At 70.6% G+C, this 24,056-nt stretch carries 4 protein-coding genes; 2 read left to right on the top strand and 2 right to left on the bottom strand.

Annotated features, from left to right (window positions below):
* Window positions 1-16 precede the first annotated feature (16 nt).
* Together BST38_RS29910 and BST38_RS29815 are read left to right on the top strand one after the other, a co-directional pair.
* A complete protein-coding gene (locus BST38_RS29910; protein ID WP_110781936.1) occupies window positions 17-4,621 on the top strand; it encodes a non-ribosomal peptide synthetase in 4,605 nt (1,534 codons plus the stop codon).
* Window positions 4,608-17,138 carry a non-ribosomal peptide synthetase gene (locus BST38_RS29815; protein WP_110781938.1) on the top strand — a complete coding sequence of 4,177 codons (12,531 nt, stop codon included), beginning with the start codon at window positions 4,608-4,610 and terminating at the stop codon, window positions 17,136-17,138. The genes BST38_RS29910 and BST38_RS29815 overlap by 14 nt, the downstream gene beginning before the upstream one ends.
* A 5-nt stretch (window positions 17,139-17,143) precedes the next feature.
* On the opposite strand, the gene BST38_RS24985 is transcribed toward BST38_RS29815, so the two are convergent.
* Both BST38_RS24985 and pks2 read right to left on the bottom strand, forming a co-directional pair.
* On the bottom strand, window positions 17,144-17,818 hold the full coding sequence (locus tag BST38_RS24985) for a methyltransferase family protein (RefSeq protein WP_083146185.1): 675 nt from the start codon (window positions 17,816-17,818) through the stop codon (window positions 17,144-17,146).
* A complete protein-coding gene (gene pks2, locus BST38_RS24990; protein WP_083146186.1) occupies window positions 17,802-24,029 on the bottom strand; it encodes a sulfolipid-1 biosynthesis phthioceranic/hydroxyphthioceranic acid synthase in 6,228 nt (2,075 codons plus the stop codon). The genes BST38_RS24985 and pks2 overlap by 17 nt, the downstream gene beginning before the upstream one ends.
* Window positions 24,030-24,056 lie beyond the last annotated feature (27 nt).

A 24,056-nucleotide genomic window follows, 5' to 3' on the forward strand; every position in this document is an offset into this window, starting at 1 on the left:
TGGCTCGGGGAGACCGATGGAGAGTAACGATCGCGCATTTCCGCTGACGCGCGCACAACTGGACATCTGGCTCGAGCAGGAAATGGGCCACTTCGGCGCGGAGTGGCAGTTCGGGCTGCTGGTGCGGATCGAAGGCCCGGTGGAGATCGACGCGCTCCAGTGGGCGATCAGCCGGGTCATCCAGGAAGCCGAACCGGTCAGGGTGGCGATCTTCGAAGAGGACGGTCGCGTCCTGCAGAAGGTGGTCGACCATCCGGACGTCGAACTCGAATACCACGATCTCAGCGACTCGCCGGACCCGGAACTCGCGGCCCGCGAACTGGCGCTGACGATGCAGCGCACCCAGCTGCCGTTCGACGGCCCGCTGTTCCGGTTCGCGCTGCTGGAAACGGGATTCGACGAGTACTACCTGTTCGGCTGCTTCCATCACATCGTGACCGACGGTGCCGGCCTCGGCTTGATCGGTAACCGGATCGCGTCCGTGTACTCGGCGATCGTCGCCGGTGAACCCGTCCCGGCCGCGTTCTTCGGCACGCTGGCCGACCTCGTGGACTGTGAGGCCGAATACGAGTCTTCGAGCGACTACCGCGACGACGAGGCGTACTGGTCGGCCCATCTGCCGTCCGCCGGCCAACCGGGCCAGCTGTCCGACGCCCGCGCCGACGCTGACCCGAATGCGCTGTCCACACCGGTCCGGTTGGACCCCACCGTGATTCGTCGGACCCAGGAACTGGCCGACAGGTGGGACATGCCACGCGCCTCGGTGCTGACCGCCGCGTGCGCGCTGATGATCCCCGGGCGCAGCGCCGCCGACTCCGAGGTCGTGCTCGACTTCCCGGTGAGCAGGCGGGTGCGCCCGGAGTCGAAGACCCTGCCCGGCATGGTGGCCGGCGTGGCGCCCCTGGTGTTGACGGTCTCGGCGGCGGCGTCGGTCACCGAGTTCTGTGCGCACACCGCCGCACAGATCCGTGACGCGCTGGCGCACCAGCGTTTTCCGGTACACGCTCTGGAGCGCAAGTCCGGCGGCGCCGACCAGCGGTCGAGCCGGGTGGTGCTGGACTTCCTTCCACACGCGTTCTCGTTGGACTTCGGCGGCGTCGCCGCATCGGCGTCGATGACGAATTCCGGCTTCGTCGGCGGCTTCGGCATGATCTTCTCCGGCACCGGCGACGACGTCTTTCTCAGCACGCTGGGAGCGGGCGAACTGTTCCCGGACTCCGACATCGCCGGGCTCGCACGCCGGTTGGAGCGCGTGCTGATCGCGATGGCCGCCGATCCGGAGCGGCCGCTGTCGTCGATCGACATCCTCGACGAGGACGAGCGCACCCGGCTGCAGGAATGGGGCAACCGCACCGCACTGATCCGCCCCGCCGCGGATCCCGCCTCGATCGCCGAGCTGTTCGAGGACCAAGTCGCCCGCACCCCCGAGGCCGTCGCGGTCACGTTCGACGGATCGTCGCTGACCTACCGCGAACTCGATCAGATGTCCGGGCATGTCGCCAGGGTGCTGTCCGGTCGTGGGGTGGCCCCCGGGCAACGCGTCGGGCTGTTGATGCCGCGTTCGCTGGACGCGGTCGTCGCGATGCTGGCCGTCGTGAAGACCGGGGCGGCCTACGTGCCGATCGATCCGGCGGTCCCGGCTGCGCGTCGCGAGTACGTGCTCGACGACTCCGCCCCCGCGGCCGTGCTCACCACCGCCGAACTCGCCGATCAGCTGGCCGGGCAACAGGTTCTGGTACTGGACATCGCGGCCGTCACCAGCGATCCGGCCGGCAACTCGGATGTCGTGCTGCCGCGGCCACACCCGGACGACACCGCCTATCTGATCTACACCTCCGGCACCACCGGGAAGCCGAAGGGCGTGGCGATCCCGCACCGCAACGTGACTCGGCTGCTCGCCACCCTCGATGCGGACATGGGCCTGGCCGGGCACGTCTGGTCCCAGTGCCACTCGCTGGCCTTCGACTTCTCCGTCTGGGAGATCTGGGGAGCCCTGCTGTTCGGTGGCCGCGTCGTCGTGGTGCCCGATACGGTGGTGCGCTCGCCCGAGGACCTGCACGCCCTGCTCGTGTCCGAACAGGTCACGGTGCTCAGCCAGACCCCGTCGGCGTTCTACGCGCTGCAGGCCGCCGATGCGCTGGCCCCCGATCTCGGCCGCGACCTCGCGCTGCAGGCCGTGGTGTTCGGCGGCGAGGCCCTCGAACCGCACCGGCTCACGTCGTGGTTGGAGGCGCATCCGGATTCGCCACGGCTGATCAACATGTACGGCATCACCGAGACGACGGTGCACGCGTCGTTCCGGGAGATCTTCGCCGGCGACGTCGCCGGATCCGTGAGCCCGATCGGGGTGCCGCTGGCGCATCTGGGCTTCTTCGTGCTCGACAGTTGGCTGCAGCCGGTGCCCCCCGGGGTGGTCGGAGAGCTCTACGTCGCCGGTGCCGGCCTCGCCGACGGCTACGTCGGCCGCGCCGGGCTGAGCGCGACGCGGTTCGTCGCGTGTCCGTTCGGGGCGCCCGGCGAGCGGATGTACCGCACCGGCGACCTGATGTGCTGGGGCTCCGACGGCGAACTGCGCTACATGGGCCGCTCCGATCTGCAGGTCAAGATCCGCGGGCACCGCATCGAACTCGGCGAGGTGCAGGCCGCGCTGGCCGCGCTCGACGGGGTCGGCCAGGCCGAGGTGATCGCGCGCGAGGACCGGCCAGGTGACAAACGGCTCGTCGGATACGTCGCGAGTTCGTCAGTCGCGTCCTCGGTGGAACCGGATCCGGCGGCCCTGCGTGCGCAGCTGGCGGAGCGGCTGCCCGCCTACATGGTGCCCGCCGCGGTGGTGGTGATCGACGCGATACCGCTGACGGTCAACGGCAAGCTCGACACCCGCGCGCTGCCCGCGCCCGAGTACCGCGACACCGAGCGCTACCAGGCGCCGGCCGATGCCGTCGAGGAGATCCTGGCGGGCATCTACGCCCAGGTGCTCGGCCTCCAGCAGGTCGGCGTGGACGACTCGTTCTTCGAGTTGGGCGGCGACAGCATCCTGTCGATGCAGGTGGTCGCCCGCGCGCGGGCGGCGGGCGTGTTGTGCCGTCCGCGTGACGTTTTCGCCGAACAGACCGTCGCCCGGCTCGCCCGCGTGGCACGGGTGGTCGACAGCGGCGCCGAGACGGTCGACGACGGTGTCGGACCCGTCCTGGCCACGCCGATCATGCGCTGGCTGGCGCAGTCCCCGGGCCCGGTCGACCAGTTCAACCAGACCGTTGTGGTGCAGGCGCCGGCCGGTGTCACCGAAGCCGATGTCGCAGTGCTGCTCCAGGCGCTGCAGCACCGGCACCCGATGCTGCGGCTGGAGGCCACCGTCGGCGACGGTCAGTGGACCCTCGACGTACCTGAGGCCGGTGCGGCGCAGGGACATTCCTGCCTGACCACGGTGGAGGCGCTGACCGTCGACGCGGTCGACGCCGCTCGCGCGCAGCTCGACCCGGCCGCCGGGCGGATGATCAGCGCGCTGTGGGTGCCCGCCACCGGACAGCTCGCCGTGATCGCCCATCATCTGGTGGTCGACGGCGTGTCATGGCGAATCCTGCTGGAGGACCTGAACCTCGCCTGGACCCAGCACCGATCCGGGCAGCCGGTGGCACTACCGGAACCCGGTACGTCGTTTGCGAGGTGGGCCGCGCTGCTCGCCGAGTACGCGCACCGGCCCGATGTGGTCGCCGAGGCCGGCGTGTGGCGCCGGATCGCCGCCGTTCCGGCGGAACTGCCTCCGCCGGACCGTGATTCGGACACCTACGCCACGGCGGGCACGCTGTCGGCCGAACTGGACGCCGACACCACGGCGATGCTGCTCGGCGAGGTTCCGTCGGCATTCCACACCGGGGTCAACGACATCCTGCTGATCGCGTTCGGTCTGGCCTACGCCGAGTTCTTCGGCGCACTGGGCGCGGTACCGGCACCGGTGTGCATCGACGTCGAGGGCCACGGCCGACACGAGGAACTCGGCGGCGACGGTGCCGAGTCCGACGACGCGGTCGACCTGTCGCGCACGGTCGGCTGGTTCACCGCGAAGTACCCGGTCGCGATGGAACTCGGCGGGCTGAGCTGGCCGGAGGTGGTCGGCGGTGACGCGCGACTGGGCACCGCGGTCAAGGCCGCGAAGGAACAGCTTCGCATCGTGCCCGACGGGCTGACCTACGGAGTGCTGCGTTACCTGAATCCCGACGTCGACCTGAACGCCGCGGATCCACCCGTCGCGTTCAACTACCTTGGCCGCCAGGGCACCTCGGCCAGTCAAGGCGCCGGTGACGAATGGCGGATCCAGCAGGACGGCTGGGCGGTCACCGAAGCGGCGGCGGCGGTACCGATGCCGCTGCCGCACACCCTGGAGCTCAACGCCGCGACCGTCGACACCGGTGACGGGCCGCGACTGCGGGCGGGCTGGACCTGGGCTGCGTCGGTGCTCAACCAGGCCCAGGTGGGCCGGTTGAACCAGCTGTGGTTCGACGCCCTGGCCGGGATCTGCGCGCACGTGCGTGGTGGCGGAGGCGGCCTGACACCGTCGGACATCGCGGTCGGCCTCACCCAGGCGCAGATCGACGAGCTTGCGCGGCAATATGCGGATCGCTGACGTACTGCCCCTGACACCTTTGCAGCAGGGGCTGCTGTTCCTTGCCGGAACCGCCGAGACCGGCGACGACGTCTACGCCGTCCAGCTGTACATCACGCTGCGTGGCCCGCTCGACCGCGAGCGGTTGCGCGACGCGGTGCAGTCCGTCGCGATCCGGCACCCCAACCTGGCGGCGAGGTTCTCGCAGAAGTTCGCCGAACCGGTCCAGATCATCCCGGCTGATCCCGAAGTGCCCTGGCAGTTCCTCGATCTCGCCGAGACCGACGCGCGTGACAGAGACGAGCGGATCGACCGGCTGTGTACCGAGGAGCGGGTCGCGGTGTGCGACCTGGCCGACGAGCCGGTGTTCCGCGCCGCGCTGATCCGCACCGCACCCGACGAGCACCGTCTGGTGCTGACCAACCATCACATCGTGCTCGACGGCTGGTCCCTGCCGATCCTGCTGGGGGAGTTGTTCGCCGGCTACTACGGCAGGCGACTGCCTCCGGCGGTACCGTACCGGCGGTTCGTCGGCTGGCTCGCCGGCCGCGACCTCGACGCGGCACGCGCGGCGTGGAGCCGGGTGCTGTCCGGATTCGAGACCCCGACGCTCGTCGGCCCACCGGGACAGGTCCAGCAGGGCCGCCGTGAGGTGGCCACATTCGAGACCTCCGAACAGCTCACCGCGGCCCTCGGCGAGCTGGCCCGCTCGTGTCACACCACCGTCAGCACAGTGCTACAGGGTGCGTGGGCTCGGGTGCTGGTCGCGTTGACCGGTAGCGCCGACGTCGCATTCGGCACCACGGTCTCGGGACGTCCTGACGAGATCTTCGGCGCGGACGCCATCGTCGGGTTGCTGATCAACACGGTTCCGGTGCGGGCCACCGTCACCGCGTCGACCACGACCGCCGACCTGCTGAACCAGCTGCAGGACGCCTACACGGCCACCCTCGACCATCAGCACCTGGCGCTCAACGAGATTCACCGTCTCACCGGCCAGGACCACCTGTTCGACACCTTCTTCGTCTACGAGAACTATCCCGTCGACGCCGCGACCCTGCCCAGTGACGACGGCCTGGCCGTCGCCGAGTTCGCCCACCGCGAATACAACCACTACCCGCTGGCGGTGCAGGCGCTGCCCGGAGAACGACTGCGGCTGCGCGTCGAGTACGACACCGAGGTGTTCGGTGCGGCCGACGTCGCGACCGTGATCGACCGACTGCAGCGGGTGCTGACCGCGATGACCACCGATCCGGCGCTGCCGCTGGCCGCGGTCGACATCCTCGATGACGCCGAGCTGTCGCGTCTGGACCAGTGGAGTAACCGCGCCGTACTGACCCGCCGCACCGCCGACCCCGCGACGATTCCCGCGCTGTTCGCCGCCCAGGTGAACCGTGTCCCGGACGCCCCGGCTCTGACGTGGGGTCAGCAGACGTGGACGTACCGCGAACTGGACGAACTCACGGAGCGCTTCGCCGGCGTGCTCGCGGGCAGGGGTATCGGCCCAGGGCAGCGGGTGGCGCTGCTGTTGCCCCGCTGCGCCGATGCGATCGTGGCAATTCTCGCGGTCCTGAAGACCGGTGCGGCGTACGTGCCGGTCGACCCCGCGGCGCCCGCGGCCCGGATGCAGCTCATCCTCGACGACGCGGAACCGATTGCCGCGATCACCAACGCCGAGTTGGCCGACCGGTTGGCCGGGCGCTCCATGCTGATCGTGGACGCCGACGAGATCCGTTCGGCCACAACACAATCGGATGTGACACCGGTCGGCCCGGCACCCGACGACATCGCGTACCTGATCTACACCTCGGGCACCACCGGCGTGCCCAAGGGAGTGGCCATCGTCCACGACAACGTGGCCCAGTTGCTCGGCGCGTTGGAGCCGCACCTCGACATGGCCGGGCAGGTGTGGTCCCTGTGGCACTCGCTGGCGTTCGACGTCTCGGTGTGCGAGATGTGGGGAGCGCTGCTCTACGGCGGCCGGCTGGTCGTGGTGCCCGAGTCGGTGGCGCGGGTGCCCGAGGAGTTCCACGCGCTGCTGGCGGCCGAACAGGTCACCGTGCTCAGCCAGACCCCGTCGGGTTTCTACGCACTGCAGACCGCCGACGCGCTGGCCCCCGACCTCGGGAGCCGGCTCGCCCTTGACGCGGTCATCTTCGCCGGGGAAGCGCTTGAGCCGCAACGGCTCCGGACCTGGCTGGAGCGCCATCCGGACAGGCCGCGGCTGCTGAACCTGTACGGCACCACCGAGACCACGGTGCACGCATCGTTCCGGGAGATCTTCGCCGACGACGTCGAGGCCGACGTCAGCCCCGTCGGGGGGCCCCTCGACGACCTCGCGTTCTTCGTGCTGGATCAGTGGTTGCGTGCGGTGCCCGCCGGCGTCGTCGGCGAGTTGTACGTGGCCGGTCCACAGGCCGGGCTCGGCTACTGGCGCCGCTCCGGGTTGTCATCCACGCGGTTCGTCGCGTGCCCGTTCGGCGAACCCGGCGGGCGGATGTATCGCACCGGGGACCTGGTGTGGTGGGGTGCCGACGGACAGCTGCGCTACGTCGGCCGTGCCGACGAACAGGTCAAGATCCGCGGCTACCGGATCGAGATCGGTGAGGTGCGCGCAGTCCTGGCCGAGGTGGCCGGCGTCGAGCAGGCCGTGGTGATCGCCCGCGAGGACCGGCCCGGGGACAAGCGCCTGGTCGGTTATGTCACGGGAGCGGCCGGCCCGCTCGATCCCGCCGCGGTGCGCGCCGCGGTGGCGCAGCGGCTGCCCGAGTACATGGTCCCGGCGGCGGTGATGGTGATCGACGAGCTGCCGCTGACCGTCAACGGCAAGCTCGACCGGCGAGCGTTGCCTGCCCCGGAGTACCAGGGTGCCGACGGTTACCGTGCCCCGTCGACCGCGGTCGAGGAGATCCTGGCGGGCATCTACGCGCGCGTGCTCGGCCTGGAACGGGTCGGGGTGGATGACTCGTTCTTCGACCTGGGCGGGGACTCGCTATCGGCGATGCGTCTGATCGCCGCGGTCAATTCCGGTCTGAACGCCAATCTTTCGGTGCGCACGCTGTTCGAGGCACCCGCGGTCGCCCAGCTCGCGCCGCGCATCGGCGGCGACACCGGCGGGCTCGCGCCGCTGACGGCGGTCGAGGAGCGGCCCGCGGTGGTGCCGCTGTCGTTCTCGCAGAACAGGTTGTGGTTCCTCGATCAGTTGCAGGGACCCTCGCCGACCTACAACATGCCGGTGGCCTTGCGGCTGCACGGCGGGCTCGACGCCGACGTGCTCGGCGCGGCGCTGGCCGACGTGGTCGGCCGCCACGAGAGTCTGCGCACCCGGTTCGCCGCGCCGGACGGCGTGCCGCAGCAGGTGGTGGTCCCGGCCGAGGAAGCCGACTTCGGTTGGCAGATCGTCGACGCCACCGGATGGTCGGAGCCCGACCTGGACAAAGCCGTCAACGAGGTCGCCCAGCATCCGTTCGACCTCGCCACGGAGATCCCGATGCAGGCGCGGTTGTTCCGGGTCAGCGACGACGACCACGTGGTGGTCGCCGTCGCGCATCACATCGCCGCCGACGGCCTGTCGGTCGGCCCGCTGGTGCACGACCTCGGGGTGGCCTACCTGTGCCGGCTGGCAGGACTGCCTCCGATGTGGTCGGCGCTGCCGGTGCAATACGTCGACTACACGCTGTGGCAGCGTGCGCAATTCGGCGCGCTGGAGGACAAGAACAGCCTGATCGCCCGGCAGCTCGCGTACTGGCAGGACGCGCTGGCCGGGGTCCCCGAACGGCTGCAGCTGCCCACTGACCGGCCCTATCCGCCGGTCGCGGATCAGCAGGGCGCCAGCATCTCGTTCCGCTGGCCGACCGATGTCCAGGAACGCATCGCCAAGGTCGCCCGAGAGCACCACGCGACCAGCTTCATGCTGGTGCAGGCGGCGCTGGCCGTGCTGTTGTCGAAGCTCAGCGCGAGTCCCGATGTCGCGGTGGGCTTCCCGATCGGTGGCCGCCGGGATCCGGCACTCGACGAGCTGGTGGGTTTCTTCGTCAACACGCTGGTGCTGCGCGTCGACCTGACCGGCGATCCGACCGTCGCCGAGGTACTGGCCCAGGTCCGCCAGCGATCGCTGGCCGCCTACGAGCACCAGGACGTGCCGTTCGAGGTCGTGGTCGACCGGCTCAGCCCCAGCCGGTCGCTGACCCACCACCCACTGGTGCAGGTCATGCTCGACTGGCGCAACCTGCCCGCCGAAGCCAGCGACCAGATCGTGATGGCGCTGGGAGATCTGCAGATCACCCAGATCCCGCTCGACACCGGAACCGCCCGGGTGGACCTGGCGTTCTCGTTGAACGAGCGCTGGACCAAGACCGGCGAACCGGTCGGTATCGGCGGTGCGGTCGAGTTCCGCACCGACGTGTTCGACACCGCAAGCATCGAAGGACTCGTCGACCGATTGCTGCGGGTCGTCGAGTCGATGACCGCCGATCCCGCGCAACGACTTTCGGCGGTGTCGGTGCTCAGCGAGGACGAGCGCGGGCGGCTGGACACCATCGGCAACCGCGCGGTGCTGACCGCGCAGGCACCCGTCCCGATGTCGATCCCGCAGCTGTTCGGCGCCGTCGCCGCCGCGGCCCCGGACGCGATCGCGGTCAGCGACGGCGGTCGCCACATCAACTACCGCGAACTCGAGGACTCCGCCGACAGGTTCGCCCGCGTGCTCGTCGCCCGCGGGGTGCGGCACGGCGATTGCGTGGCACTGCTGCTCGAGCGCTCGGCCGAGGCTGTGGTCGCGATGCTGGCGGTGCTCAAGACTGGTGCCGCCTACCTCGCGATCGACCCGGCGCTGCCGGACTCCCGTATCGGGTTCATGATCGGCGACGCCGCCCCCGGTGCGATCGTCACCGACGAGGCGCTGGAACCCCGGATCCGCGACTACGACCTGACGGTCGTCCGCATCGACGAGACCGTCCCCGACGATGCGGCGACGGTGCTGCCGGTCCCGCATGCCGACGACATCGCCTATCTGATCTACACCTCGGGCACCACCGGAACGCCGAAGGGCGTCGCGCTGGCTCACCGAAACCTGGCTCACCTCGCCGACTCACCACCCAAAGGGCTGCCCGCCCAACAGGTGTGGACGCAGTGCCACTCGTATGCGTTCGACTTCTCGGTTTGGGAGATCTGGGCCGCGCTGCTCGGTGGCGCTCGGCTGGTGGTCGTGCCGGACACGGTGGTGCGCTCACCCGACGATTTCCACGCGCTGCTGGTCGACGAGCAGGTCAACGTGCTCACCCAGACCCCGTCCGCGGTCGCGGCGTTGCGGCCCGACGGACTGGAGTCGGTGGCCCTTCTGCTCGGCGGTGAGGCATGCCCGCCGGAAGTGGTGGAGCAGTGGGCCCCCGGGCGGGTGGTGATCAACGCCTACGGCCCCACCGAAGCGACGGTGTACGCGTCGATGAGCGCACCGCTGCGGGCCGGGGCCGACGTGCCGATCGGCTCGCCACCGCCGACGGTCGCGCTGTTCGTTCTCGACGAGCGCCTCGGCCTGGTCCCCGAAGGGGTGGTGGGGGAGCTGTACGTGGCCGGCCGTGGTGTCGGGATGGGCTATCTCGATCGCACCGGGCTGACGGCGTCGCGGTTCGTAGCGTGTCCGTTCGGGCAGGCCGGCGCGCGCATGTACCGCACCGGTGATCTCGTGCGCTGGCGCGCCGACGGTCAGCTGGAGTACGTCGGACGTGCCGACGAGCAGGTCAAGATCCGCGGCTACCGGATCGAACCCGCCGAGATCCAGGCCGTGCTGGCCGGTCTCGACGGTGTCGAGCACGCCGTGGTGGTCGCGCGCGCGGACCGGCCCGGCGATCCCCGGCTGGTCGGCTACATCACCGGATCCGCGGCACCCGCGGCGGTGCGTGCCGCGCTGACCGAACGCCTGCCCGCCTACATGGTCCCGGCCGCGGTGGTGGCACTGGACGCGCTGCCGCTCACGGTCAGCGGCAAGCTCGACCGGCGGGCCCTGCCCGCGCCGGACTATCAGGACGCGGACAACTACCGGGCACCGGGCACCGTGACCGAAGAGATGCTGGCCGGCATCTTCGCCGAGGTGCTCGGTGTGGAGCGCGTCGGGGTGGACGACTCGTTCTTCGATCTCGGCGGTGATTCACTGTCGTCGATGCGCCTGGTCGCCGCGGTCAACGCGACGATGGGTGCATCGCTGGCCGTGCGCACGGTGTTCGAAGCACCCTCGGTGGCCCAACTGGCCACGCGGCTCGGCGTGGCCGCGAACCAGCTCGAACCGCTGACACCGCAACAGCGCCCGGAGATCATCCCGCTGTCCTTCGCGCAGAGCCGGCTGTGGTTCATCGACCAGTTGCAGGGCCCGTCACCGGTGTACAACCTCGCGGTGGCGCTGCGGTTGCGGGGCCATCTCGACGCCGCCCTACTCGGTGCGGCGCTCGCCGATGTGGTCGACCGCCACGAGAGCCTGCGGACGCTGTTCGACGCGCCCGACGGCATTCCGCGGCAGGTGGTGCTCGATAGTGAGCGTGCCGACTTCGGCTGGCAGGTGGTCGACGCCACCGGCTGGCCGGCCGACCGGCTCGAGCGGGCGGTCGAGGAGACCGCACGCCGGACGTTCGACCTGTCCGCCGAGATCCCGTTGCGCTCCGAACTGTTCCGCGTCGCCGATGACGAACACATCTGGGTCGCGGTCGTCCACCACATCGCGGCCGACGGGTGGTCGATCAGCCCGCTGGTGTCCGACCTCGGCGCCGCCTACGCCGCGCGGTGCGCCGGACACCCGCCGCGCTGGACTGATCTGCCGGTCCAGTACGTCGACTACACGCTGTGGCAGCGCACGCAGTTCGGTGAGCTCGCCGACGGCGAGAGCCGGATCGCGGCGCAGCTGGACTACTGGCAGCGGACGCTGGCGGATCTGCCCGAACGGCTGGCCCTGCCGACCGATCGGCCCTACCCGCAGGTGGCCGACCAGCGCGGCGCGACGGTGTCCGTCGACTGGCCTGCCGACCTGCAGCGGCAGGTGGCCCGGGTGGCCAGAGATCGCGGTGCCACCAGCTTCATGGTCATGCAGGCCGCGTTGGCGGTGCTGCTGTCCAAGCTCAGCGCGACTTCCGATGTGGCCGTGGGTTTCCCGATCGCCGGCCGGCGCGATCCGGCGCTCGACGGGCTGGTCGGGTTCTTCATCAACACCTTGGTGCTGCGGCTCGACCTGGCCGGAGACCCCAGCGTCGCCGAGGTGCTCGACCAGGTGCGCACCCGATCGCTGGCGTCCTACGAGAACCAGGACGTGCCGTTCGAGGTCGTGGTCGACCGGCTCAACCCGACCCGGTCGCTGACCCACCACCCGCTGGTCCAGGTCATGCTGGCCTGGCAGAACCTGCCCGCCGACACCACCGACCCGGCGACCGCCGGCCTGTCCCTGGGTGAGTTGGAGGTCAGCCAGCTGCCGATCGACACCGGCGCCGCACGGATGGACCTGTCGTTCTCGCTGGCCGAAAGGTTCTCCAGCACAGGGGAACCCGCGGGTATCGGCGGGTTCGTCGAATTTCGCACCGACGTCTTCGACGCGTCGACCATCGAGACGCTGATCGACCGGCTGCGCCGGGTTCTGGACACGATGACCGCCGATCCGGCGTTGCGGTTGTCCTCGATCGACGTGCTCGACGCCGGCGAGCATGCCCGGCTGGACCGGTGGGGCAACCGGGCGGCGCTGACCGCGCCGACGGCACCCGCGCCGTCCATTCCGGCCTCGTTCGCCGCACAGGTCGACCGCACGCCCGACGCGGTCGCGATCCGGTGCGGAAGCCGGTCGTGGACCTACCGGGAGCTCGACGACGCGTCGAACCGGTTGGCGCATCTGCTGATCGAGCGTGGCGTGCGGACCGGGCAGCGGGTCGCGCTGCTGATGCCGCGTACGGCCGAAGCGGTGCTCGCGATCCTGGCGATCGTCAAGACCGGGGCGGCCTACGTGCCGATCGATCCGGCGGTGCCCGCGGCGCGCCGGGAATTCGTGCTCACCGACTCCGCGCCGGTCGCCGCGATCACCACCGCCGCGCTGGCAGGCGAACTCGCCGGCCGCGACCTCACGGTCATCACCTACGACGATCCCGCTGTCACCCGACAGCCCGCTGCCGCGCTCGCCGCGCCGGACGCCGGCCAGATCGCCTACATCATCTACACGTCGGGCACGACCGGCACTCCGAAGGGCGTGGCGATCCCGCACCGCAACGTGACGCGTCTGCTCCAGACGCTGGACGCCGATATGGGGCTGGCCGATCAGGTGTGGACGCAGTGTCATTCGCTGGCGTTCGACTACTCGGTGTGGGAGATCTGGGGCCCGCTGCTCTACGGCGGACGGGTCGTCGTGGTGCCCGACCCGGTGGTCAAGTCCCCGGAGGATCTGCACACGTTGCTGGCCGCCGAGCAGGTGACGGTGTTGAGCCAGACCCCGTCGGCGTTCTACGCCCTGCAGGCCGCCGACGCGCTGCAGCCCGAGGTGCAACTGGCCCTGCAGGCCGTGGTGTTCGGTGGGGAAGCGCTTGAGCCGCAACGCCTGGCGTCGTGGCTGGAGGCGCATCCGGATTCCCCGCGCCTGATCAACATGTACGGCATCACCGAGACCACCGTGCACGCGTCGTTCCGGGAGATCTTCGCGAGCGACGTCACCAGCATCGTCAGCCCCATCGGGGTGCCGCTGGCCCACCTCGGGTTCTTCGTGCTCGACGACGCGCTGCGGCCGGTGGCCCCGGGGGTGGTCGGCGAACTCTACGTCGCCGGTGCGGGGCTCGCCTACGGCTACTTCGGCCGGGCCGGTCTGAGCGCCACCCGGTTCGTCGCGTGCCCGTTCGGGGCGCCCGGGGAGCGGATGTACCGCACCGGGGACGTGATGTGCTGGGGGCCCGACGGTGAGCTGCGCTACCTGGGCCGCGCCGACGAGCAGGTCAAGATCCGCGGGTACCGCATCGAACTCGGCGAGGTGCAGGCCGCGTTGGCCGCCCTCGACGGGGTCGGCCAGGCGGAGGTGATCGCGCGCGAGGACCGTCCCGGGGACAAACGGCTGGTCGGCTACGTCACCGGCGCCTCGGACGCCCTCGATCCGGTCGGGCTGCGCGCCGCGTTGTCCGACCGCCTGCCGGAGTACATGATCCCGGCGGCGATCGTGGTGGTGGACGCGATGCCGCTGACGGTCAACGGCAAGCTGGACAAGCGCGCGCTACCGGCGCCGGAGTACCAGGACGTCGACTCCTACCGTGCGCCGGCCGACGCCGTCGAAGAGATTCTGGCCGACATCTACGCCCAGGTGCTCGGGTTGGCCCGGGTCGGCGTCGACGAGTCGTTCTTCGAGCTCGGTGGCGACAGCATCCTGTCGATGCAGGTGGTCGCCCGGGCCCGGGCGGCAGGTGTGTTGTGCCGTCCGCGTGACGTTTTCGTCGAACAGACTGTCGCCCGGCTGGCGCGGGTGGCGCGGGTCGCCACCGGTGGTGACGACGCCGTCGACGAGGGCGTCGGAACCCTCGCCGCGACCCCGATCATCCACTGGCTTCGCCAGGTGCGGGGCCCGGTCGACCAGTTCAACCAGACGGTGGTGGTGCAGGCTCCGGTCGGCGCCACCGAGGCCGATGTGGTGCTGGTCTTGCAGGCCGTACTGGATCGCCACGCGATGCTGCGGTTGCGGGTCACCGGCGGTGACGAAATCGGCAGTCGCGATTGGACATTGGAAGTGCCCGACGCGGGCACGGTCGACGCGCACGACTGTCTGCACTCCGTCGACGAGCTCACCGATGACGCCGTCGTCGCGGCCCGCTCGCGCCTGGATCCGGCGGCGGGGCGGATGCTCAGCGCGCTGTGGGTACCGGGCGCCGGAACCCTGGTGATCATCGCGCACCACCTCGTCGTCGACGGGGTGTCGTGGCGCATCCTGCTGGAGGACGTCAACCTGGCCTGGGCGCAGATCCGCGGCGGCCAGCCGGTCGAGTTGCCCGCACCCGGCACCTCGTTCGCGCGCTGGGCCTCGGTGCTCACCGAGCAGGCCCATCACCCCGACGTTGTCGCGACGGCGCAGGCATGGCAACAGATCACGGCGGTGCCGCCGCGGCTGCCCGCAGTGCAGCCCGAGGTCGACACCTACGCCAATGCAGGCAGTCTCACCGTCGAGATGGACAGCGAGACGACCCGTCTGCTGTTGGGTGAGGTGCCTGCGGCGTTCCACGCCGGCATCAACGACATCCTGCTGATCGCGTTCGGGTTGGCGCTGGCGGAGTTCTCGGGAAGTCTCGGTGACCCCTCCGCCGCGCCGATCGTGATCGACGCCGAAGGGCATGGCAGGCAGGAGGATCTCGTCGGCGGCAGTGCCGACGACGCGGTCGACCTGTCGCGCACGGTGGGATGGTTCACCACGAAGTACCCGGTGTCGCTGGCCGTCGGTGGCGGCCTGACATGGGAGCAGGTGCGATCCGGCCACCGGGACCTCGGCCGGGTCGTCAAGGACGCCAAGGAGCAGTTGCGCACCCTGCCCGACGGGATCACCTACGGGCTGCTGCGCTATCTGAACGACCGCGTCGATCTCGACGGCGCGGACCCGCCGATCGGGTTCAACTACCTGGGCCGGATCGGTGCCGGCGCCGGCGAGGTGTCAGGCGACATCTGGGAGATCAGGCAGGACGGCTGGACCGTCACCGGTGCGGCCGCGGCGATCCCGATGCCGTTGATGCACACCGTGGAGCTCAACGCCGGGACCGTCGACACCGAACACGGCCCGCGGCTGCGCGCCGGGTGGTCGTGGGCGCTCTCGGCGCTCGACCACGGCCACGTGAACCGGTTGAGCGAGCTGTGGTTCGACGCACTGGCCGGCATCTGTGCCCACGTTCGCGAGGGCGGCGGCGGTCTGACGCCGTCGGACATCCTGCCCGCCAAGCTGTCCCAGGCGCAGATCGACGAGGTGTGCCCGCCGCGTCAGGTGGCCGACATCCTGCCGCTGACGCCGCTGCAGCAGGGCCTGTTGTTCCACGCCGACGTCGCGCACGGTTCCGGCGACGACGTGTACGCCGTGCAACTGGACGTGACGCTGACCGGCCGGCTCGACCCGCACCGGCTGCGCGACGCGGTGCAGCTCGCGGTGCAGCGACACCCGAACCTGGTGGCCCGGTTCTGTGGCAGGTTCGCCGAGCCCGTCGCGCTCATCCCGGCGGATCCCGAAACACCATGGACGTACGTCGATCTGCGTGACCGGAGTACCGGCTCGGAGACCGGGAGGGACGCCGAGCTCGAGCGGGTCTACGCGGCCGAACGCGCCGCGGTGTGCGATCTGACCGCCCATCCACCGTTCCGCGCCGCGCTGATCCGCACCGCGACCGACGAGCACCGGTTCGTGCTGACCAACCACCACATCGTGCTCGACGGGTGGTCGTTGCCGGTGCTGCTCGGCGAGATCTTCGCCAGCTACTACGGGCAGTGGCTGCCCGCCGCGGTGCCGTTCCGCCGCTTCGTCGGCTGGCTGGCCGAGCGCGACGTGGCCGCCGCCCGTGCCGCGTGGTCCGAGCAGCTCAGCGGTATCGGCGCACCCACTCTTGTGGGCCCGCCCCGACTGAGTGCGGCAGGCCCGCGTGAGGTTGTCGCACAACGGCTTTCCGAGCCCACCACCCGCGCGCTGGGGGAGCTGGCCCGAACCCACCACACCACCGTCAGCACGGTGCTGCAGGCGGCCTGGGCGCAACTGCTGGTCTGGCTGACCGGACAGCAGGACGTGGCGTTCGGCGCCGTCGTGTCGGGCCGGCCCGACGACCTCGTCGGTGCGGACTCGATGGTGGGCCTGTTCATCAACACGGTCCCGGTGCGGACGGCGATGACCTCGACGACCACCACCGCCGATCTGCTCGACCAGCTGCGCAACGCGCGCAACCGCACGCTGGAGCACGAACACTTCGCGCTGCACGAGATGCACCGCGAGACCGGGCACAGGCAGCTGTTCGACACCGTCTTCGTCTACGAGAACTACCCGACCGACGCCGCGAAATTCTCAGGTGACGACGGACTGGCCGTGACCGATGTGTTCAACCGCGACTACTACCACTATCCGCTGGCGGTTCAGGCGGTCCCGGGCCCCGAACTCGACCTGCGCATCCAGTACCGCGCCGACGTGTTCGACGACGATCGCATCGGGGCTTTGATCGAGCAGTTCAAGCGGATCGTGGTCGCGATGATCACCGATCCGAGCGCACCGCTGATGTCGGCGGAACTGCTCGACGGCGCCGGATCGCGAACCGCCCCGGACGCGGTCGGCGACGGGATGCCGGTGAGCCGTCGCGCTCCGGCGCCCGGCGTGGAACAGGTGCTGGCCGGGGTGTTCGGGGAGGTGCTCGGCGTCGATCAGGTCGCGGCCGAGGAATCCTTCTTCGACCTCGGCGGTGACTCACTGGCCGCGATGCGGGCGGTGGCGGGCGTCAACGCGACGCTGCACACCGAGTTGCCGGTCACCGCGCTGTTCGACGCGCCGACGGTCGCCGCGTTGGGCCGGGTGGTGGACTCAGCGGGCTGAGCGGCTCACCACACGCACGGAACGAGGCGGTAGCGCACCTTCTGCGTGTAGTCCCGGTATCCGGAGAGTTCCTGCGCGAGCAGGGTTTCCTCGTCGCGGATCCGGGAGGCCAGCACGAGCAGGCCGGGGATGACGAAGACCAGCGCCCAGTAGGAGCCGAGCGCCAACGGGATACCGACCAGCATGATCGTGTTCGCGGTGTACATCGGGTGCCGGACCACGCCGTACAGGCCGGTGGACACGACGTTCTGGCCCGACTCCACCTGCACGGTCGTCGACGCGTAGTGGTTCTGGGTGATGACCAGGACCACCGCGCCGATCCCGACCGCGACCAGCACGGCGCCGACCAGGCACAGCGCGGGCGGCATCGCCGACCACCCGAACCGGCGGTCCAGGCCGCTGACCACACACATCGCCCCCAGCGACAGGTACAGACCCGCCATCACCAGCTTCTGCACCGGTCTGCCCTCGGCGACCGGTCCGCCGCGCATCCGTCGTTGCAGCGCATCAGGATTCGTCACCTGCAGGTACAGGCTGGGCAGCCACGCCGACAGCGCGAAGACCGCCAGGAACAACCACGCCTGCCAGTAGTCGACGGTGCCCGCGGGGACGAACACCAGCAGGCCGAGCGCGACCGCCTGGAACAGCCCGGACAGCAACACCTTAGAGAGGGCTTTCATCGTTCTCCTGCGTCGGTGCGAGCTTGTCGCACAACAGTTCCGCCAGGCCCCGGATCGTGCCGACGGCAAGCTCACTGGAGGCCAGCCGGATACCCGTCTCGGCCTCCAGTCGGGTCCGGAGTTCGAGGGCACCCAGCGAGTCCACACCGTACTCGGCGAGGGGCCGATCGGGGTCGACATTGCGGCGCAGTACGAGGCTGATCTGTTCGGCGATCAGCTTCCTCAGTAGTGCGGGCCACTCCTGCGGTGCGGCGTCGCCGAGAACGGCTCGCAGTTTGTCGGTGCCGGAGCCGTTGTCCGCGGCGCGGTACGCCTCGGCGAACGGGGAGCGCTGCGTCGGCCCCGCGGGCCACGACGTCCCGGAGACGGGCACATAGCCGCTGTAGGTGCGGTCGTGACGCAGCAGCATCTCGAATGCGTACGCACCCTCGTCGGCGGTGATGTCGGCGCCGGACGGCTCGCTACCGCGGCCGATCCGATCCCACGAACCCCACGCGATGACCGTCGCCGGTTGGCCCTGGGCGCGGCGCCACCGTCCGAACGCGTCGAGCCAACTGTTCGCCGCGGCGTACGCGGCGCGCCCGGGTGCGCCGATCAGCGCCGCCGCCGAGGAGAAGGTGCAGAACCAGTCCAGCGGTTGTCCGGCGGTGGCCGTATGAAGATTCCACGCACCGTAGACCTTTGGTGCCCAGTCCTGCTCGATGACGTCGTCGGTGAGTTTGGCGACGGTCACCTCCGCGACCGTGGCGGCCGCGTGCAGAACACCGCGCACCGGGAGACCCGTCGCCGTCGCGGTCTCGACCAGGCGTACGGCGGTGGCCGGGTCGGCGATGTCGCCGCAGTGCACCACGACGTCGCCGCCCATCACCCTGATCATCTCGATGGTCTCGAGCGCCTTGAGTGTGGGCTGGGAGCGTGAGGTCAGCACGATGCGTCCGCAACCGGCGTCGGACATCTTCTCGGCGAGGAACAATCCGAGGTCGCTGAGCCCGCCGGTGATCAGGTAGGCGCCGTCGGCGCGGAACACCGGGGCGTGTGCGGGCGGGGTCACCGCCTCGCTGTGCCCGGTGCGCGGCACCTCGAGGATGAGCTTCCCGGTGTGCCGCGCGGCGCCCATCTCGCGGATCGCCACCGCGGCGTCGGTCAGCGGATAGTCCGTGTGCTGCGCGGGCGGCAGGTCACCGTCGGCGACCAGCCGGTACACGGTCCGCAGAAGGTTCCCGGCGCGCTGGGGCTGATGCAGCGACATCAGCGCCAGGTCGACATAGGAGAACGTCAGGTTGCGCCGGAACGGGAACAGGTCGAGCTGGCTGTTGCCGTAGACGTCGCGTTTACCGATCTCGACGAACCGGCCACCGACGGCCAGCAACTCGATGCCGGCGCGTTGGGCGGCGCCGGTCAGCGAGTTGAGCACGATGTCGACGCCGTACCCGCCGGTGTCCTGCCGGATCTGTTCGGCGAAGTCGACGCTGCGGGAGTCGTAGACGTACTCGATCCCCATGCTGCGCAGCAGGTTCCGGCGCTCGTCGCTACCCGCGGTGGCGAAGATCTCGGCACCGGCGGCGCGTGCGATCGCGATCGCGGCCTGGCCGACGCCCCCGGTGGCGGAGTGGATCAGGACCTTGTCCGCCGCGGTGATCCTGGCCTGGTCGTGCAGGCCGTGCCACGCGGTCGCGGTCGCCGTCGCCACGGCCACCGCCTGATGGTCGGACAGGCCGGTCGGCAGCGGCACCGCCAGTCGCGCGTCGCACGAGACGAAGGTGCCCCAGCACCCGCTGGGGGAGAAGCCGCCGACCCGGTCGCCGATCCGGTGCTCGGTCACACCTGACCCCACCGAGGTCACCACCCCGGCGAAATCCATTCCCAGCTCCGGCATCTCGCCGTCTATGCCGGGGAATCGTCCCATCGCCACCAGGACGTCGGCGAAGTTGATCCCCGATGCGTGCACGGCGACCTCGATCTGCCCGGGCCCCGGCGGGATCCGTTCGCAGGACACCAGTTCCAGGGTTTCCAGATCGCCGGGCGTGCGGATCTGCAGTCGCATTCCGTCGCTGTCGTGGTGGGCGAGGGTGGTTTGGCGTTCGTCGGGGCGCAGCGGCGCCGGCCGCAGCCGTGCGGTGTACCACGCACCGCCGCGCCACGCAGTCTCGTCCTCGTCGGACTCACCGAGTAGCTGGGCGGCCACCAGATCGGTCCCGGTGGCCTCGTCCACGTCGATCTGGGTGACCCGTAGGTGCGGGTATTCGGCGCCGATCACCCGTACCAGACCGCGCAGCGCGCCGTGCTCGAGATTCGGTACGTCCTCGGGCAGCACCGGCTGAGCGTCCCGGGTCACGACGACGAGGTGGGGGAGCCGTCCTTCGCACTTGGGGACCTCGCGGGCGATACGCACGAGGTGCTGGGCGTACTCCAGCGCCACCGACGGACACTGCGCGATGTCACCACCAGTTGTCGGCCCGGCCAGGATCGCCACACCGGCGAGCTGGCGATCACGCAGGTGTCTGGCGAGCTCCTCGGCGTTCGCGACGTGGTCCGCCTGCGCCGGCCAGCACATCGTGGTGCATTGGGCGGCACGGTTTTTCAGCGAGTCCGCCAATGCCGCGGCCGTCACGTCGGCGGTGGCACCGGTGCTGACCAGCAGCCAGGCGCCAGTGGCGTCGGCGGAGTCGGGCAGCGTCCGCTGCTGCCAGTCGATGCTCATCAGCCGTTCGTCGAGGATCCGGTCGCGGCGGGTGCTGTCGGCGGCGCCGGTGTCGAAGGTGAGCCCGTGCACACTGAGCAGCACGGCGCCGTCACGGTCGAGCACGTCGAGGTCGGCCTGTACGCCGTCGCCGTCGACTGTGGTGACCCGGGTGTAGCAGTAGCGGGCGTCGCGTGCCGAACCGTACAGCCGCAGCCGCTGGACGCCGACGGGCCGGCCCAGCGCCTGGTCGCCGAGAGCATCGACGTGCGGACTGGCCGCAACCGATTGGAAGCAAGCCTCCAGCAGCGCCGGATGGACACCGAAAGTGGCCAGCTGAGAACGGAGCTGGTCCGGAGCGGCGAGTTCGGCCAGCACGGAACCCGCGGCGTCCCGGCCCACGTGGACGGTGCCGAGTGCGGCGAATGCCGAGCCGTGGTGGACGCCGAGCTGCCCGAGTCCGGCACTCACCTCGGCACCGTCGGCCGATTCCGGATGTGCGGCCAGCAGTGCGTTCACGTCGTAGCGGGGCGGCGTCACCGCCTCGGCGACGCGCAGCACCGCGGTGGCGTGGCGTGCGTGGTCGCCGTCGTGGCCGGATTCGGCGACGAAGCCGGCCACGCCGGGAGCGGACAGGGTGGTCGACGCCCCGACCGTCGTGTGGCCGTCCAGCGGAAGCGGGCGGATCAGCTCGAGGTCGCTGACCTCGGCGGCCTCCCCGAGCGCGACACGCGCCGCGGTGAGCGCCATTTCGCAATAGGCCGCGGCCGGAAGCACTGCGACGTCGTGGACGCGGTGTTCCGCGAGCCAGGGTTGCGCCGATGTGCCCACCTCGGCCTGCCAGACGTACCGCTGCGGTTGCTGTGTGAGACGCACGTGCGGCCCGAGAAGCGGATGTGCGGCGACGCTGTACCCGCCGACGGTGGCGTCCTGCTCGACGTCGCCGCCGAGTCGCAGCGTGCGGTGTGTCCAGGTCGGCAGCGGGACGTCCACCAGCGCGCCGGACGGATAGGGCACGGCGAAATCCACTGCGGCACCGGCACTGTGCAGCGCGGCGAGAAAACCGGCGGGCCCGGCTTCGCCGGGGCCGGCCATGGTGGCCAGCGGGACGTCAAGACTGCGGGCGGTCTCCTCGATGGCGTCGGCGAGCAGCTGCTGCGGAGCGAGCTCGGCGAAGACCCGGTAGCCGTCCTCCATCGCGGCGCGCACCGCGGCGGCGAACCGCACCGTGCGGCGAAGGGCCTGCACCCAGTATCGGCCGTCGCACCTGGGCTGTTCGCGCGGATCGAATCCGGTGGCCGAATAGAACGGCAGGCTCGGAGTGCGCGGTTCGATGTCGGCGAGCGCGGCGGTGAGTTCCTTGACGATGGGATCGAGCTGCGGGGAGTTCGCTGCCACGTCCACGGGAATCTCCCTGACCGCGATGCCGCGGTCCTGCCAGTCGGCGACCATCTCGTGCACGCGGGTGCGGGCGCCGGCGATCACGGTGGTCTGCGGCGCGGCCACCACGGCGATCGCCGCGTCCTTGGCCGAACGCATCGTGAGCTCGGAAAGCACCTGCTTGGCAGGCAGTTCCACAGACGCCACGGCGCCGGAACCGGCGACCGTCGCCATCATCCTGGCGCTGCGGCAGACCACGCGCACACCGTCCTCGAGGGAAAGCGCTCCGGCGACCACCGCCGCGGCGATCTCTCCGGTCGAATGACCGATGACCGCACCGGGTACCGCGCCGAGTTCCGCGAGCACGGCGGCCGCCGCGATTTGGATGGTGAACACCGCAGGCTGTATGCGGTCGTAGCCGGCGGACCCATCGCGCCCGGTGATGACCGCGGTCACGGAGAAGCCGGACTCCGCGGCCACCAGGGGCTCGATCTGCGCCACGGTGGCCGCGAAAACCGGTTCAACGGTGAGGAGTTCGGCACCCATCCGAGACCATTGCGCGTCCTGCCCGGAGAACACCCACACCGGTCCGCGGTCGTCGCCACCGACCGCGGGCCGGAAGTCGGCGTGGCCCTCGGCGATCCCGCGCAGCGCGGTGATCAACTCGGTGCGGTCGCCCGCTTGCACGGCGGTGCGGACCGGGCGGTGCGCACGGCGGCGCGCGAGCGTGTATCCGAGGTCCGGCAGCGCCACCTGCTCATGGGCCTCGATCCAGTCGGCGAGACGTCCCGCCGTGCGGCGCAGCTCAGTGGCCGACGTGGACGAGAGCGGGAACACCAGAGGTGTCCGCGCATCCGTCGGGGAGGGCACGGCCGGACCCGGCTCGGGAGCCTGCTCCAGAACGGCATGGACGTTGGTTCCCGACGTGCCGTACGAGGAGACCGCCGCGCGGCGCGGGTGCTCGGTGCCCGGCCATTCGGAAAGATGTTGCGGGACGAACAGATTCGTCTCGATCCGGGCCACGGCATCGGGCAGCCGGGTGAAGTGCAGGTTCTGCGGTACCGCGCCGTGCTGCAGCGCGAGGACCGTCTTGAGGAGACCGAGTAGTCCGGACGCCGACTGCGCGTGACCGACATTGGTCTTCACCGACCCCAGCGCGCACGGGCCCGCGGTGCCGTACACCTCGGCCAGGCCCGCGTACTCGATCGGATCGCCGTCCGGGGTGCCGGGACCGTGCGCCTCCACCATGCCGATCGTGTCCGCGGCGACGCCGGCGGTCTCGAGCGCGGCCCGGTACAGCGCGGTCTGCGCCCGAGCCGACGGGGTTGAGCGGTCGTCGGTGGTCCCGTCGTGGTTGACGGCCGTTCCACGGATCACCGCCAGGATCCGGTCGCCGTCGCGCTGGGCGTCGGGCAGGCGTTTGAGCACCACCACCGCGACGGCCTCGCCGGGAACGTAGCCGTCGGCGTCGGCGTCGAAGGCATGGCAGCGCCCGGTGGGGGACAGGGCGCTCTGCGCGGTGCCCGAGACGAACTTGCGGGGTTCGAGCATCACGAACGCGCCGCCGGCGAACGCCAACGCGCTCTCGCCGTCGTTGAGGCTGCGGCATGCCATGTGCACGGCGGTCAGCCCGGACGAACACGCGGTGTCCAGTGTCAGCGCCGGTCCCCGCACCCCGAGGGCGCGGGCGATGCGCCCGGAGGCCATCCCGAGGGTGTTGCCGTCGAAGCCGTGCGGGCCCGCCATCGCGTCGGAGTCGGCGTTGACGAGTTGGTAGTCGATGTGGCTGAGCCCGACGAACACCCCGGTCGGTGAGTCCGCCAGCGCGGCGGGCCGCAGGCCCGCGTGCTCCATCGCCTCCCAGGAGGTTTCCAGCAGCAGGCGGTGCTGTGGGTCGAGGGCGGAGGCCGCATCGTCGTCGATGCCGAAGAACTCGGAGTCGAATCCGTAGATGTCGTCGAGGAAGGCGCCCCACTTGGTCGCGGTGCGGCCCGGCACACCCTCGGCATCCCAGCGGTCCCGCGGAACGTCGGTGACGAGGTCGTCGCCCCTCAGCAACGCCTCCCAGAGCTGTTCTGGGGAGTCGATGCCACCGGGCAGCCGGCAGGACATGCCGATGACGGCAACCGGGGTGAACGGGCTCCTCGTCATCGCGGGGGGAGGATTCGGCGCACCGGG

The organism is Mycolicibacterium parafortuitum, assembly GCF_002086815.1.
GTDB lineage: Bacteria > Actinomycetota > Actinomycetes > Mycobacteriales > Mycobacteriaceae > Mycobacterium > Mycobacterium parafortuitum.

Excerpts from the sequence above, each read along its gene's own strand:
- pks2 (WP_083146186.1), bottom strand. The coding sequence starts at position 24,029 with ATGACGAGGAGCCCGTTCACCCCGGTTGCCGTCATCGGCATGTCCTGC.
- BST38_RS29910 (WP_110781936.1), top strand. The coding sequence starts at position 17 with ATGGAGAGTAACGATCGCGCATTTCCGCTGACGCGCGCACAACTGGAC.
- BST38_RS29815 (WP_110781938.1), top strand. The coding sequence starts at position 4,608 with ATGCGGATCGCTGACGTACTGCCCCTGACACCTTTGCAGCAGGGGCTG.
- BST38_RS24985 (WP_083146185.1), bottom strand. The coding sequence starts at position 17,818 with ATGAAAGCCCTCTCTAAGGTGTTGCTGTCCGGGCTGTTCCAGGCGGTC.